A 15441-nucleotide genomic window follows, 5' to 3' on the forward strand; every position below is an offset into this window, starting at 1 on the left:
ATTCAAAAATTGAAGTTACGAAAAGGTTTCAATTTTGTAAAGGTCGTTTGTCACCATTGTGAAAAAAATAATTTAGGTTGTTGCATACGCATGCAAAGATGGTGTAAGACTAAAAAGTACCCGCTTCCTGAGGCACAGTTTTGCGGGGAACATCGCAGGTGACCGGCTTAACGCCTTGAATCTGTGCCAGAATGGGGAAGCGAAAGGGATAAGGACTCAGGGCAATGAAACGTAAGACTTTTACAGCGGTGACCTCTCAGCAGGTGGCGCAGCTGGCGGGCGTATCACAGTCGGCGGTGTCGCGCACCTTCACGCCGGGAGCCAGCATCTCGCCGGCCACGCGTGAAAAAGTGCTCAAGGCGGCGCGGGAGCTGGGCTATCGGCCGAACGCCATTGCGCGTTCGCTTAATACCGCCCGGTCGCGGATCATCGGGGTGGTGATCTCCTATTTTGATAACCAGTTTTACCCTCAGGTACTGGAGGCGCTGGCGCAAAAGCTGGACACCCTCAACTACCACCTGCTGCTGTTTGTCGGCGATCGCGAGGGGAACGTGGATCGGATTTTCGACCAGATCATGCAGTACCGCGTGGACGGCATCGTGCTGGCTTCGGTGACGCTGTCGCTGGATCTCTCCGAGGAGTGCCTCGCTGCCGGGATCCCGGTGGTGCTGTTTAACCGCAGCGAAGAGAGCGGCATGGCCTCCAGCGTCAACAGCAATAACGAGGCGGCTGCCCGTCAGATTGCTGAATTTTTACTAGCCGCTGGTCATCAGCGCTTTGCTTACGTGGGCGGCGTGGCGGACTCGTCCGTCAACATAGCTCGCCAGCGCGGGTATCTGGCGGCTCTGCAGGAGCAGGGGGCTGATGACGTCCGGGTGGTTAACGGTAATTACGATGCGCAGCAGACTGCCCGCGCGGCATACGCGCTCTTCTCCGCGTCGCCCGCACCGGATGCCATTTTCGTCGCCAACGATCATATGGCCGTCATAGTGATGGATGTGGCGCGGTACGAGTTTGGCCTGCGCATCCCGGAGGACGTCTCGATCATTGGCTACGACGATATTGGCCCGTCCGGCTGGGCATCCTACGCATTAACCTCTGCCTCGCAGCCGGTAGAGGCGATGGTCGCCGCCACGGTGGAGCTACTGATGAAGCAGATCGACAGCGGCACTATTGAACCAGAACAGGTTATCGTCCCGGGCAGGCTGGTGGTTCGCCACTCTGCGCGCCGCCCGCATACGGGCACTATTGATGCAGAGGGTAATTACGTGTTCCAGACCCAGGAGGACAAATGAGCAGATTGCCGGGCTTCAGCCCCCAGTTCGACTCTATCCAGCAGTTTATTCTCACCCTGACGCATGTGGTCTGGGAGCAAAAAGACATTGGCCAGCTGGCAGATTTTTACGCCACGCCGGTGGTGTTTATCACCCCGGAGAAGCAGCTTAACGATCTCTCGCAGTTTATGCGTCTGACCCTGGAGGCGATGCACAGCTTCCCCCAGCGTACGGTGCTGACGGAAGATATTCTGGCGACGCAGAATCCAGGGGATGAGCACTACGCCGCCCAGCGCACGATTGCCTGCATCCGCCATCAGGGGGAGGGCTTTTTCGGTCCGCCAACCGGGAAAACCGTCTGGGTGCGTACCTGGGCCGACCGGATTTGTGCCGAGGGCGCCGTGCGCCAGGAGTGGCTCCTGCAGGACCGGGCGGCAATTGTGGCCCAGTTAGGACTCAACGTGCAGGAGTTCGCGCGCAACCTGGGCGTGATGCAGAACCAGCTGGGAATGGTGCGTGAAAGCGCGGAAACCCTCGATGCCCGTTGGGCGGGTGGGCCTGAAGGCGACGACGTCGATGGGCCGATTGCCGGCGTGGTGGAGCGCTATCTGACGATGTGGGCGGGGGGCAACAGCGGCACCGTGCCGGGCCTGTACCATCCAGCCGCCACGCTCTATGCGCCTGGGCACTGCATCGGCACCGGCGAGCAGGAGATCGCCGCGCTGCTGTCGGGCTACCGGGCGTCGTTTGCCGACAGCGAGGTACAGCTGCACCACCTGATCGTGCGTCGGGATCCCAGTGAGCCGGTGCGCATTTCCCTGCGCTGGTCGCTGCTGACCTGGCACGACGGCTACGGAAAATTTGGCGTACCGACCCGTAAACCGGTCTCTATTACCGGTATCAGCCAGCTGGAATTACGCGATGGGTTAATTATTCGCGAATATTTAGGCATTGATGAATTAGCTATCTGGTCACAACTCGTTAATTAAACGCAATATCGTTATCTAAAAACATTTTTTAAATCCGCCGCAATAGCGATTGCGGCTCTCTTCTCCATCCATTCCGGGTGCGGGATCGTATTGTCTGAAAATAGATGCAGGAGTTTATATGTCTTCAACCGAAGCAACAAATAAAGCGCCAGCCGTACCTGAAAAAAACAGTAAACTCACCCGCGACGAACCAGTATTACAAATTGAACGCCGGGACTTTATTGATTTAGTCCCGGAGAAACGTCCGCGCGTACAATCATTACGCGGATTCGATGAGTGCTATACCGATATTGTTGATTATATCGTTCGCTGTACCCATAAAATATGGGATGAACGCGACGTGGGATTAATTTACACCCACTATACCCACAACTGCGTGTTATATAACGCGCTGGGCACTCTCTATACCCGCGAGCAGGTGGTGCAGGATACCCTTCAGCGTCTGGTGGCCTTCCCGGAGCGCCGCGGCATGGCTACCCAGGTGATCTGGAATGGCAACGACGTGGACGGCTTCTATACCTCGCACCTGGTCACCGGCAGCGGACGTCATACCCAGTTCAGCCATCTGGGCAAGCCGACCAACCGCACCTTCGTCACCCGCACCGTGGCCGACTGCATGATCCACGAGAACAAAATCTACCGGGAGTGGGTGGTGAGCGACAACATGTCCCTGATGAAGCAGCTGGGGCTCAATACCGACGAGATTGCCTTCAACATGGCGAAAGAGCAGTTCGACAAGGGCTTTCGCGTCACCGACATCGGCGAAAACGGCCGCATGCTGGGGCAGTATCCGCCGGAAATGGTCTGCGACGTCTCCATTGCCCATACCGACACCGAAGAGCAGTGCCTGCGCTGGCTGCACGAAATCTACAACCGCCGGATGCTGGGCAAGATCAAAGAGGTCTACGCCCCGAACGTCCAGTGGCACGGCCCGCTGATGAAAGAGCTGTACGGCACGGCGTCGGTCACCCACCAGACCCTGGCCCTGATCGGCATGATCCCGGACGGCGCCTGGCTGCCGCAGCATATCTGCTCCAACCCGTGCGAGGAGGGCGGCACCAAGGTGGCGGTGCGCTGGATTATTGAGGGGCATCATCTGGGCTACGGCGAGCTGGGTAAACCGACCGGTGAACGCCTGTTCGTGATGGGCATGTCTCATTACCACATTATCAACGGCAAAATCGTCGACGAGTGGGTGGTTTACGATCACCTGGCGCTGCTGGCGCAAATCAAACTGGGTCAAATGGAGGAAGCGTAATGTCTGTACAGTCAATTGTTGACCAGGTGAGCTGGATCAAACGTCCCCAGGGGCAGGATGCGCAGGCCGACAGGTCGTTAACCGACACGGTCAGCGCCATTATTGAGCGCGTAAAAGCTGACGGCGACGAGGCCTTGAGAAGCTATTCTCAGCAGTTTGATAAGGTGGTTCCGGCGCAGTTTGAAGTCAGTGCTGAGGAGATCGAAACCGCGCTCAGGGAGATGGATCCCCAGACCCGCCGCGACAGCGAGTTTGCCATCCAGCAGGTGCGCCGCTTTGCCGAGGCCCAGCTCGCCACCATGCAGCCGCTGGAGGTGGAAACCCTGCCCGGCGTCCATCTGGGGCACCGTATTATCCCCGTCCAGACGGTGGGCTGTTACGTCCCGGGCGGCCGCTACCCGATCCTCTCCGCGCCGGTGATGTCCATCGTGCCGGCGACGGTGGCCGGATGCGAGCAGATCATTGCCTGCCTGCCGCCTGCGGCGCACCCGGCGATGATTGCGGTCTGCCACCTGGCCGGGGCGCATCGGATCTTTAAAATCGGCGGGGCGCAGGCCATCGCCGCCATGGCCTGGGGCACCGAAAGCGTCCCGGCGGTGGATAAAATTGTCGGGCCGGGCAACGCCTTTGTGAACGAGGCCAAGCGCCAGGTATTCGGCAAGGTGGGGATCGACGCCCTGGCCGGACCGAGCGAGATCTTCACCATCGCCGACGACAGCGCCGATGCGCGCATTATTGCCGCCGACCTGCTGGCCCAGGCCGAGCATGATGTCCATACCCGCGTGGGGCTGGCCACCACCAGCCGGGCGATTGCCGAAGGCACCCTGGCAGAGATCGAGCGCCAGCTGAAAAACCTGCCTACCGCCGCTACGGCGGGCGAGGCGTGGCGTCGTCAGGGTGAAATTGTAGTCTGTGACAGCGATGAGCAGCTGATCGCCTTCGCAGACTACATGGCCACCGAGCATCTGCAGGTCCATACCCGGGATCCGCACGGCACGGCGGCGAAAATCCGCAATTACGGCTCGCTGTTTATCGGCCAGAATGCCAGCGTGGTGTTCTCGGATAAATGCTGCGGCACCAACCATACTCTGCCGACCATGGCGGCGGCGCGCTATACCGGCGGGCTGTGGGTGGGGGCTTACGTTAAGATCTGTACCCATCAGTGGATCGACGAGCAAGGTATTGCCGCCATTGCCGAACCGGCGATCCGCCAGAGCCGTACCGAGGGGATGCAGGCCCACCGCCGTGCGGCGGAGATCCGTCTGCGTCCAGAGGCACTGGATGCCATCACCTCCGGGCTGCGCGACTAAATGCGACGGGAGGCCGGGCGCGGGCCTGGCCTCCGGCATACTAAAGGATGCTATGAAAAAACAACGGCTGATTCCCCCCGCGGATTGTGTGGCGGAGATAACCCAACGGCTGGCCACTATCGACGCGAACCCGCAGCTGAACGCCATTCTCGGGGTTAATCCGGATGCCCTTGCTGAGGCGGCGGAGTGCCAGAGGCAGCGGCGTCGCGGCACTGTGTTGGGCCCGCTGCACGGCGTACCGCTGATCGTGAAAGATAATATCGCCTGCGCCGGGCTGCCCCTGACATTAGGTTGCGCCGCGCTGGCGCAGCTGCGGGCCACCACCGATGCCCTGGTGGTGCGTCGGCTACGGCAGGCCGGGGCGATTATTCTCGCCCGGGCGAACATGTCTGAGTTTGCCTTTGACGTCCGCTCCCGCAGCTCCCTTGGCGGGGATGTGCGTCACCCGCAGTTTCCGGGTATCACCGCAGGCGGCTCCAGCGGGGGCAGCGCGGCGGCGGTGGCGGCCGGGATGGCGGAAGGCGCGCTCGGCACCGATACCGGCGGCTCGATCCGCATCCCGTGCAGCTATACCGGGCTGGTGGGGTTGAGGCGCGGGTGCGCCGGGTGCAGATGCAGGGCATCGCGCCGCTCTCCCTGAGTAAAGACACGGTGGGGCCGATGGTGCATAGCGTGCAGGACGCAGCCCTGTTGCATGCGATTATCCATGGCCAGACGTCTGGCACCGTTCAACCTCTGTCGCTGAAAGGCGTGCGGTTGGGCGTTATCCGCGCCCTGGAAGGGCGTGATCCTCAGCAACTGGCCGTCTGGCATGACGCTATCGCCACCTTAAGGCGGCACGGCGCGACGATCGTCGACATTGACCTGCCGATCCTGTCCGAACTGGCAAAGGCGACCTGTCTGAGCCTGTCTGAATTTCGCGTGGGGTTTGACGTCTGGATACAGCAGCACCCCGGCGCACCTGAAGGGCTCCGGGGGATTGTCGCCTCCGGGCAATTTTTGCCGGAATTTATGCCGCTCCTGACCCGGATGCTCGCCAGCGAGAGGTTAAAAACGCCGGAGTGGTTTGCCGGACGGCAGCTGCGGCGTCGGCTGCAACAGGCCCTGGGACAGGTAGCAGAGCAGGGGCGACTCGACGGTTTTCTCTACCCAACGGTGAGCCGGGTTCCGGACAGCCTCGAGAAAATGCCCCCCGGCTGCGGCCCCGAACTGGCGGCCATCAGCGGCTTTGCCGCCATCACGCTCCCCTGCGGTCGCACGCAAACCGGCTTCCCCGTAGGGCTCGAAATGCTCTCTTGCGCCGGAGATGAATCCTCCTTACTGGCGCTGGCCGCCGCCTGTGAAACCGCCTTCAGTCTGGGGTAAATCGCAGCCATCTGCGCACCCGCGAGGCGGGTTGCACGGCGGCTTTGGCCATCGCCTCGCCGATCTCGGCGCACACCACCAGCCCCTGCACAAAGGGGCGATCGTGCATCAGGTACGGCAGAGCACCGAAGGCAATTTTCCCGCGCAGATAGTCGGGAGCCAGCAGGGTATAGTCGTCCCCGACATCAGGAATGTCCTCTCCGGCGGACTCCAGCTGGTGGCGCAGGACCGGAAACGGCAGATCTTTGGTTTTGAGCGGTTGCTGCCCGCGCGCGTCAATAAACACATCGAAATACCAGGCTTCGCCTTCGACATGGATCACCGTCCGATCCTCTTTCAACGCCAGCTCATAATCAGCACCCAGGGTAAGAATGCTGATAACGCCCGCTTCGCGCAGGGCCAGCAGACGGCGGATCGACTGGGAGGGGATCGCCGCATAGTTGTCGATGAAAATACGCGCCAGACCGACCTTAAAGCGCTCTCTGTCCTCTTCAGTCAGATGGGGAACAATCTTCTCCACGGCCTCGTGCAGGCGCAGGATGGTGTAGCGCCACGGCACCGTGCGTTTGTCGCGCTTGTTGCGCTCCACTTCATCAAGGTTAGAGACCGCCCAGCGGAACGGGCCCTGTTTTTCCCGGTCGGCAAACCAGGCCTCGCGAATGGTGTCAGCCGTCAGGGTCTCTAACGCCACCGCCTTGCTCCACTGCGGGTCGGCGTGCTGCAGCTCGGCCACAATGAGGTCAAAGATGCGATCCAGTAATCCCTCTGAGCCCTGTTCGATAGCGGCATCTATTGCCGCTTCCGTGGCGATGGTCAGCGGCTCGTAGGGGATCGGGCAGTAAAAGTCGGCTTCGGGCAGGATCCCCGAGCGGGACATCAGCACAATCTTCAGCGCCTCGCTGCCCTCATCCAGCCGGAACTGGATCTGTTCATCTTCGGATTCAATAAATGTACCGTGCTGAACGGCCACCGCCATCGCCGCATCCAGCCCGCTCAGCGAGGTGCCCATAATGCCGACGTCGCAGGCGGGGATTTTGGCCTCCATCAGCCCGGACCACGGACTCGGGAAGAAGGATCGCGATGCGGCCTCCTCATCCGGCCAGACGTGTCCGGTGGCGATTACCGCCAGATCGAACTGCTTCGGTGTCGGCTCACCCTCGGCCCAGAGATTAACCCCCTCAGGCGTGGCCTCCACGTCGGTGACCTGGCAGGACTCGCGCACTTCCACTTCAAAGCCCACTTTTTTCGCCTCCTCGACCAGTTGAACAAACTGGTCGCGGAAATATTCCCCCAGCAGGATGCGCGGCAGGAACTGGCGCACATGCAGGGTCGATTTCTCCACGCCGTAGCGCGCCAGATGGGCATCGTCCTGGGTACGCAGCCAGTCAATATAGGTGGAAAAGATGGGGGGAATTTCAATGCTGGCGATGTTGGCCAGCATCAGTCTTGAGTTGTCTTCATCGCTGTAGGGCATGCCAACCCCGGCTTTTTCAGCCTGCTCATAAACCGTGATGCAAAGCGGCGTCCCATGGTTCAGTAGCGAGAAAAACGTATAAATGCCGGTCGGCCCTGCGCCGATAATGGCGATCCTTTTCATCAATGCTCACCCTTTTTTTGCTTGCCTGACATCGTCTCAGGCCCGCGCGTTATTAATCCATGAAAAATAAGTGTGGTTGAAAACGCAAAATGAGCAAATCGGCAGTCGTGGCATACCCCTAATTCATTAGTTTTATGAATGTATATGAAAAATAACATTCGCATACTCAATTGTTTTAGCTAAATAAAATAAAAATATCGCGCGTAGTACAGGGCACATTTTCTCACTTGATTCATATCAAATACCGAATTGGGGTTATGGGGAAGAATGCACCTCTTTTTTGAGAGGGAACAACATGTCAGAACGCAAAGAAAAAAGGGACGCGCTTTTTCCCGAAATCACGCGCCGGGGACTGCTCAAGGCCAGCTCAGCGCTGGTGACGCTGCCCTTTGTGATGTCCGGCAAGGCCCTTGCCGCCAAAAGCGAAGCCGGAACGGCATCAGACGTCACAGGAGCTGCGGAACGCGTCGTCCAGACCTGTAGCACCTTTGACTGCGGTGGTAAATGCGATATCCGCGCCCACGTCGCGGACGGCGTGGTCACCCAGATAACCACTCGCCCGGATAGCGCGCTCGATCCAGAGATGCCGGTGATGCGCGCCTGCGTGCGCGGTCGCAGCTATCGCAAGTTTGTCTACCACCCGGATCGCCTGAAATATCCGATGAAGCGCGTCGGCAAACGGGGCGAGGGGAAGTTTGAGCGCATCTCCTGGGAAGAAGCCACCACGCTGATTGCCGATAACCTGCAGCGCATTACCGCCAAATATGGCCCGGCGTGCCGCTTTGTACACAACAATACCGCCACCAGCGGGGGCACCTTCTCCGGCGATAAGATGATGCGTCGTCTGCTCAATCTCACCGGGGGCTATCTGGAGTACTACCACTCGGTGAGTATGGGCAACACCGCCGCCGCCACGCCTTATACCTACGGCACGGCCGCCAGCGGTAACTCGCTGGATACCCTCGCCGAGACAAAGCTGGTGATTTTGTGGGGGCACAACCCGACCGAAACCATCTTCGGCCATACCAACCACTATTTTCAGCAGATGAAACAGAACGGCACCCGCTTTATCGTCGTCGATCCGCGCTACTCCGATACCGTGGCGTCGCTGGCGGATGAGTGGATCCCGCTGCTGCCCGCCACCGACAATGCCCTGATGGACGCGATGATGTACGTCATCGTCAGCGAAAATCTGCACGATAAAGCCTTTATCGATCGCTATACCCTCGGCTTTGACGAGGCCTCCATGCCGGAGGGCGTGCCCGCCAACGAATCGCTGGTGGCCTACCTGATGGGGGATAAAGACGGTCAGGTTAAAACCCCCGAGTGGGCGGAAAAGATCACCCGCGTCCCGGCCCAGACCATTCGCCAGCTGGCGCGCGACTACGCCAACACCAAACCGGCGGCCCTGATTCAGGGCTGGGGTCCGCAGCGCCATAACTGCGGCGAGCGTACTGCCCGCGGGTCGACGCTGCTGGCAACCCTTACCGGCAACGTCGGCATTAAGGGCGGCTGGGCAGCAGGCTATGGCGGCAGCAGCAACCGTAAATTCGCCGCAGGCCCGGAGATGCCAGATAACGCGGTCAAAGAGAGCATCTCAATCATGAACTGGGTGCAGGCCGCCGACGATGCCAGCAAGGTGACGGCAGAGCAGGGGCTGAAAGGCGGGGATAAGCTCCAGAGCAATATCCGGATCCTCTTCTCGCTGGCGGGCAACTACCTGGCGAACCAGAACCCGGATCTGCATCAGGCGGTGAAGGTGCTTGAGGATGAGTCAAAGATCGAGTTTATCGTCGCCAGCGACCTCTATATGACCCCGAGCGCCCGCTATGCGGATCTGCTGTTACCGGAAACCAGCTTTATGGAACGCTGGAACATCGGGGAAACCTGGGGAACGGCAAGCTATCTGATCCTGTCAGAGAAGCTGATTGAGCCGGAGTTTGAACGCCGCTCTGACTATGACTGGCAGCGTGAAGTCGCCGCTAAGCTGGGGATCGAGCCGCAGTTCAGCGAAGGCCGCACCGAGCAGGCGTGGATTGAGCATATCTGGGAGCAGACCCGTCTTTCCATGCCGGATGAACATCTGCCGACGTTCGCCGAGCTGCGGGAAAAACGTCAGCATCTTTTTAAGGGCAAGCCGCATATCGCCTTTGAAGACAACATCCGCGATCCGCAGAATCATCCCTTCCCGACGCCGTCCGGGAAAATTGAGATCTTCTCGAAGCGTTTGTACGACATGAATAACCCGGAGATCCCGGCGCTGTCGCATTACGTTCCGGCGCACGAAGGCCCGGAGGATGCGCTCGCGAAGCAGTTCCCGCTCCAGCTGATCACCTGGAAAGGGAAAAACCGCGCCAACTCCACGCAGTATGCCAACCCCTGGCTGCAGGAAGTGCAGGTGCAAAAACTGTGGATCAACCCGTCAGATGCCCGGAAGCGCGGGATCCGTCAGGGGGATAGCGTGCGTATTCACAACCAGCGCGGCGTCTGCCAGGTCCCGGCAGAAGTCACCATGCGCATTATGCCTGGAGTAGTCGCCATGCAGGCCGGGGCCTGGTGGCAGCCGGATGCCGAAGGCGTCGATCACGGCGGGTGTGCCAACGTCCTGAGCTCCGCACGCATTACTCCGCTTGCGAAAGGCAATTCTCATCAAACCATGCTTGTGGAGGTCGCAAAGTATGAGTCAGCAGTATAAGGAATACCCACCGGTCAGCGATAAGCAGCTTGGCTTTTTCATTGACTCGTCACGTTGCTCCGGGTGTAAAGCCTGCCAGGTGGCCTGTAAGGACAAGCATAACCTCGAGGTGGGACGCCGTTTTCGCCGCGTCTATGAGGTGAAGGGCGGCGGGTTTATCCCGACCGGGCAGGGCGGCTTTGCCAATAACGTTTATGCCTACACCCTGTCGATCTCCTGCAACCACTGCGCGGATCCGATTTGCACCAAAAACTGCCCGACCACGGCGATGCATAAGCGCCCGGGGGACGGCATTGTGCGCGTCGATACCAATAAATGCGTTGGCTGCGGCTATTGCGCCTGGTCCTGTCCTTACGGCGCGCCGCAGATGAATGAGGAGACCGGGCAGATGTCAAAATGCGATTTTTGCGTGGATTTGCAGGCCAAAGGCGAACAGCCAATTTGTGTTGCCACCTGTCCGCTGGGGGCGATCCAGTTCGGGCCGATCGAGGAGCTGCGTGCGAAGTACGGCAACCTCTGTGACGTGCAGGGCCTGCCGGATTCGTCTATTACCCGGCCTAACCTGGTGGTTAAAGCGCATCAGGGTGCAGAAAAAGAGGAACAGCCGCATGCATGAGTTACCGCTTCTGATCTTTACCCTGCTGGTTCAGGGCTCGGTGGGCATGACGATCTTCCTGACCCTCTCCGCCCGGGCGGGGTCGCGCGTGCCGGAGGTTAAACCCCAGCTGTTGCCAGGGATGCTGATCGCCTGCGTGGCCGGGGGCCTGGGGCTGGTGGTTTCCACTCTGCACCTCGGCTATCCGCTGAACGCGTTTAACGCCCTGCGTCACGTTGCCAGCTCCTGGCTGAGCCGTGAGATCGTCTTCGCCAGCCTGTATCTGGCGGCGTTAGGGCTTTGCACACTGGTGATGCTGGTCAGAAAGCAGCTGATCCCGCTGTTACTGCCTGTTGCTACGGTGCTGGGGCTGATCGATGTCTGGTGCATGAGCGCGATCTATGCCCATACGTCGGTCATCACCTGGAGCCATTTCAACACCTGGCTGATGTTTTACGGCGCCGTTGGCGTGCTGGGCGCGGTGGCGCTGGCATGGCTGCCGATGCTGAAAGCGCGGTCCGTGGCCCGGGAGCGTCAGTCAGTGATGCGTTTCGCGGCGGCGATGGTGGTGGCGATTGTGGCGATCCGCTTGCTGGCGCAGCCGGACTATATGGCGTATCTGGCGAGCGCCAGCCTGAGTGGAATTGTCACCCTGCCGCATCAGCCGCTGGAGATCTTCACCCAGCTCAGCGGTCTGCGACTGTTTAGCTGGACCCTATCCGTGCTCGGCGCGCTGCTGTTTGCAGTAAGCGCATGGCGTCAGGGTAAGCTCGGGTTGATGGTCGGCAGCCTGCTGCTGGTGCTGTCTGAAGTGTTGTTCCGCTTTATGTTCTTCTGCATTAACTGATGGCGCTATTTCGCCTGACGCAACCCCCCGCGCCACCCGGCGTGGGGGAGTCCTGCTTGCGCAAACACTTTCCCCGCCACGACTGCCAGGCCTGCGTGGCGGCATGTCCGGTGCAGGCCATTACCGCAACGGCCTGCACGCCGACCATTAACGAGCTGGATTGCCTGCAATGTGGCCGCTGCCTGTTTGTCTGTCCGACGGATGCGCTGCAAAACATTCGGCCTGAAACCCGCCGCTATACCGCATCGACGCTGGTGGCGCCTTTTTCCACGCTGGAGCCGTCCGTTGGGGAGTTACTGATGTGGCATCAGCAGCACGGGATCCGCGCGGTGGAGATGGAAATGGACGCCTTCCCCGGCTGGGTGCGTGCCGTTGCGACACTGAATATCCGGCTCCGGGCGCTGAATGCCCCGGTCTGGCAGATCCTTCCACCGCCGCCAAAAGCGATCAACACCGGGCGGCGACACTTTATCAAAGCCAGCGAAACGGACGTTCAGTCAGCCACCGTTCGCACCGGGCGTCGGGCCCGTCGTCAGGCATTTTCCGCAATCAGCGAATATCAGCTGGCCATGGATAAGACGCAATGCACGGCCTGCGGTGCCTGCGCCAGAGTCTGTGTAGAGAAGGCGTTGAGCCTGAGCGAGGGGGCGCTGACGTTCTCATCGTCATCCTGTACCGGCTGCAACAGCTGCGCGGTGGTCTGTCCCGTGGACGCGGTTCGCATTGAAAAACAGATAAGTGAAAACAGGCTGCAGCGCTTTAGCTGGATACAAAAATCCTGCCGTTGCTGCCAGCGGGCGTTTTATACCTTTGATCCGGAAACGGAACGCTGCGCGATGTGTCAGCGGCATCAGTACGGTATGCGGGAAGCATGAGTAATGTGTTTAAAAGGGTGTTTGATTAGCGAGAGAGTAAAAAAGAGAACTGCTGAGGACTAACTGAAATGGTGCGTCCGAGTGGACTCGAACCACCGACCCCCACCATGTCAAGGTGGTGCTCTAACCAACTGAGCTACGGACGCACTGTAGAGAATGGTGCGTTCAATTGGACTCGAACCAACGACCCCCACCATGTCAAGGTGGTGCTCTAACCAACTGAGCTATGAACGCATTGTTGTGTGTGACAACGGGGACGAATATTAGCGGCAGTGCGGGCATCAGGCAAGAGGAAAACTGCAAATTTCTTCACGAATTCACGCGATTGCTGTATTCCCGCGCAAAATGAAGAGAAAGTAGCCGCCCGCAGGCGGCTGGTGCGCAATTAGCGTGCAGCGCGTTGCAAAATTACGCTTGATGGCTGACGCTGCAGGAAGCGCATGCGCAGCATCATCATGATCGCGGCAGAGGTTAAGCCGATAATAAAGCCCATCCAGAAGCCAGCGGGGCCCATCCGATCCACTACCAGGTCGGTGAGGGCCAGAATATAACCGCTCGGCAGCCCCAGCACCCAGTAGGCGATAAAGGTGATAAAGAAGATTGAGCGGGTATCTTTATAGCCACGCAGCACGCCGCTGCCAATCACCTGAATCGAGTCGGAGATCTGATACACCGCCGCCAGCAGCATCAGCTGGGAGGCGAGGATCACCACTTCCGGATTGTCGTTATACAGCAGGGCGATCTGCTCCCGCAGCGTGACGGTGAACAGGGCGGTGCAGACCGCCATGCACACCCCAACGCCAATCCCGGTGCGGGCGGCGGTTTGCGCATCCAGGGTTGAGCCCTGGCCGAGGCGATACCCGACGCGAATGGTCACGGAGGCAGCGAGTGACAGCGGTAGAACGAACATCAGCGAGCTGAAGTTAAGGGCGATCTGGTGACCGGCCACGTCGACAATCCCCAGCGGGGAGACCAGCAGGGCAACCACCGCGAACAGCGTCACTTCGAAGAACAGCGCCAGGGCGATGGGCAGGCCCAGCTGCATCAGACGTTTCACCACCGCCATGTCCGGTTTGCTGAAACCGGCTTCGTAGCGAATATCGCGCATGGAACGGGCGCGCTTCACGTATGAGAGCATGCCGAAGAACATGACCCAGTACACCGCCGCCGTCGCCACGCCGCAGCCGACGCCACCCAATTCCGGCATGCCGAAATGGCCGTAAATAAAGATGTAGTTCACCGGAATATTCACCAGCAGCCCAATGAATCCCATCACCATGCCCGGTTTGGTCTTCGCCAGACCTTCGCACTGGTTACGCGCCACCTGGAAGAATAAATAACCTGGCGTCCCCCAGAGCAGGGCGCGTAAATAGCCGACGGCTTTATCCGCCAGGGCCGGATCAATATTGCGCATGGCGTGAATAATATAGCCCGCATTCCACAGGACAATCATGATCAGCACCGAGACAAAACCCGCCAGCCAGAAGCCCTGGCGGATCTGATGGGCAATACGTTCCCGACGCCCGGAGCCGTTGAGCTGTGCAACAGTCGGGGTTAACGCCAGCAGCAGGCCGTGACCGAATAAAATAGCCGGCAGCCAGATAGAGGTGCCGATGGCGACCGCGGCCATATCGGTGGCGCTGTAGCCGCCCGCCATGACGGTATCGACGAATCCCATCGAGGTCTGGGCAATTTGCGCAAGTATTACCGGGATCGCCAGGGCTAATAACTGACGCGCTTCAATCAAGTACTTCTGCACGTGAACACCTTTGATATTGTTGTTATTTGATAAAGAAAAAGCCGCTGCGAAATGCAGCAAGAAAAAGACGAGGGGAATTCCAGCTATTGTAGCGGGGATAAGCTAATTATCTAGTGAAAAAATCGCCAGAAAAGGGGGGTACTGGCAACCTCTATTTTCAACTGTTATTGTGGTGAGATTAAACGGTGTCATCACCGAAGGAACAAACAGGAGTTGTAAGCATGTTTACTGGTATTGTGCAGGGCACCGCGAAACTGGTGTCCATTGATGAAAAACCCAACTTCCGAACCCATGTTGTGGCCCTGCCGGATGAGATGCTCGATGGGCTGGAGACCGGGGCATCGGTTGCGCACAACGGGTGTTGTCTGACGGTCACCGAGATCAACGGGAACCTGATCAGTTTCGATTTAATGAAGGAAACGCTGCGCATCACCAACCTGGGTGAACTGGCTGAAGGCGATATCGTTAACGTTGAGCGCGCGGCGAAATTCAGCGATGAAATCGGCGGTCATTTAATGTCGGGCCATATTATGACCACGGCGGAAATTTCTAAAATCCTGACCTCAGAAAATAACCGCCAGATCTGGTTTAAAGTTCAGGATCCGTCATTAATGAAATACATCCTTTATAAAGGATTTATTGGCGTGGACGGCATCAGCCTGACGGTGGGGGAAGTGACCCCAACCCGTTTCTGCGTGCACCTGATCCCGGAGACCCTGCAGCGCACCACCCTCGGCAATAAAAAGCTGGGTCATCGGGTCAATATTGAAATCGATCCGCAAACCCAGGCGGTGGTCGATACCGTGGAGCGCGTACTGGCGGCCAAAGAGGCAGCCGCCATCCAACAGACGCTCAACGACGCGTGATAAAAAACACC

General features: G+C 59.1%; 13 protein-coding genes and 2 tRNA genes. 11 read left to right on the plus strand and 4 right to left on the minus strand.

The genetic code is table 11. The features are described 5' to 3' along the window. Positions 1-224 precede the first annotated feature (224 nt). The 6 genes from M8318_RS21650 (at position 225) to M8318_RS21675 (ending at position 6196) form a co-directional block, all read left to right on the plus strand. Entirely contained in the window at positions 225-1295 is a 1071-nt protein-coding gene (locus M8318_RS21650) for a LacI family DNA-binding transcriptional regulator (RefSeq protein ID WP_262664448.1), read from the plus strand. After that, positions 1292-2263, plus strand: a complete 972-nt coding sequence (locus tag M8318_RS21655; RefSeq protein ID WP_262664449.1) for a nuclear transport factor 2 family protein — start codon at positions 1292-1294, stop codon at positions 2261-2263. Before M8318_RS21650 ends, M8318_RS21655 begins: the two co-directional genes overlap by 4 nt. 118 nt (positions 2264-2381) lie before the next feature. Further along, positions 2382-3521 carry a nuclear transport factor 2 family protein gene (locus tag M8318_RS21660; RefSeq protein ID WP_225758969.1) on the plus strand — a complete coding sequence of 380 codons (1140 nt, stop codon included), beginning with the start codon at positions 2382-2384 and terminating at the stop codon, positions 3519-3521. Continuing rightward, on the plus strand, positions 3521-4831 hold the full coding sequence (gene hisD, locus M8318_RS21665; protein ID WP_262664450.1) for a histidinol dehydrogenase: 1311 nt from the start codon (positions 3521-3523) through the stop codon (positions 4829-4831). Before M8318_RS21660 ends, hisD begins: the two co-directional genes overlap by 1 nt. A 52-nt stretch (positions 4832-4883) precedes the next feature. Further along, positions 4884-5471, plus strand: coding sequence for an amidase (locus M8318_RS21670; RefSeq protein ID WP_262664451.1), 588 nt, complete (start codon positions 4884-4886; stop codon positions 5469-5471). Continuing rightward, complete coding sequence (locus M8318_RS21675) at positions 5444-6196, plus strand: amidase family protein (protein WP_262664672.1); 753 nt, start codon at positions 5444-5446, stop codon at positions 6194-6196. Before M8318_RS21670 ends, M8318_RS21675 begins: the two co-directional genes overlap by 28 nt. Here M8318_RS21675 and M8318_RS21680 read toward each other — a convergent pair. Then, positions 6183-7793, minus strand: coding sequence for an FAD-NAD(P)-binding protein (locus M8318_RS21680; protein ID WP_262664452.1), 1611 nt, complete (start codon positions 7791-7793; stop codon positions 6183-6185). The genes M8318_RS21675 and M8318_RS21680 overlap by 14 nt on opposite strands. 295 nt (positions 7794-8088) lie before the next feature. Here M8318_RS21680 and M8318_RS21685 point away from each other — a divergent pair, with 295 nt between their 5' ends. The 4 genes from M8318_RS21685 to M8318_RS21700 are packed head-to-tail and all read left to right on the plus strand — an operon-like array spanning position 8089 to position 12805. Further along, on the plus strand, positions 8089-10488 hold the full coding sequence (locus M8318_RS21685) for a DMSO/selenate family reductase complex A subunit (protein ID WP_262664453.1): 2400 nt from the start codon (positions 8089-8091) through the stop codon (positions 10486-10488). Continuing rightward, positions 10472-11104, plus strand: coding sequence for a DMSO/selenate family reductase complex B subunit (locus M8318_RS21690; RefSeq protein WP_262664454.1), 633 nt, complete (start codon positions 10472-10474; stop codon positions 11102-11104). The genes M8318_RS21685 and M8318_RS21690 overlap by 17 nt, the downstream gene beginning before the upstream one ends. Then, positions 11097-11930: a dimethyl sulfoxide reductase anchor subunit family protein gene (locus M8318_RS21695; RefSeq protein WP_262664455.1), complete on the plus strand. Its 834-nt coding sequence runs from the start codon at positions 11097-11099 to the stop codon at positions 11928-11930. The genes M8318_RS21690 and M8318_RS21695 overlap by 8 nt, the downstream gene beginning before the upstream one ends. Before the next feature lie 56 nt (positions 11931-11986). Continuing rightward, positions 11987-12805: a 4Fe-4S binding protein gene (locus M8318_RS21700; RefSeq protein ID WP_262664456.1), complete on the plus strand. Its 819-nt coding sequence runs from the start codon at positions 11987-11989 to the stop codon at positions 12803-12805. Between the two features lie 69 nt (positions 12806-12874). On the opposite strand, the gene M8318_RS21705 is transcribed toward M8318_RS21700, so the two are convergent. From M8318_RS21705 to mdtK, 3 genes are all read right to left on the minus strand, one after another. Beyond that, positions 12875-12951 (minus strand) — tRNA-Val (locus M8318_RS21705). Between the two features lie 11 nt (positions 12952-12962). Next, positions 12963-13039, minus strand: a tRNA-Val gene (locus M8318_RS21710). Between the two features lie 151 nt (positions 13040-13190). Continuing rightward, on the minus strand, positions 13191-14564 hold the full coding sequence (gene mdtK / locus M8318_RS21715) for an MdtK family multidrug efflux MATE transporter (protein ID WP_166182283.1): 1374 nt from the start codon (positions 14562-14564) through the stop codon (positions 13191-13193). 221 nt (positions 14565-14785) lie between these two features. On the opposite strand from mdtK, the gene M8318_RS21720 reads away from it, so the two are divergent. Next, positions 14786-15430, plus strand: coding sequence for a riboflavin synthase subunit alpha (locus M8318_RS21720; protein WP_106993687.1), 645 nt, complete (start codon positions 14786-14788; stop codon positions 15428-15430). Positions 15431-15441: the final 11 nt, after the last annotated feature.

Source organism: Leclercia tamurae, assembly GCF_025566055.1.
In the GTDB taxonomy this organism is placed as follows: domain Bacteria; phylum Pseudomonadota; class Gammaproteobacteria; order Enterobacterales; family Enterobacteriaceae; genus Enterobacter; species Enterobacter tamurae.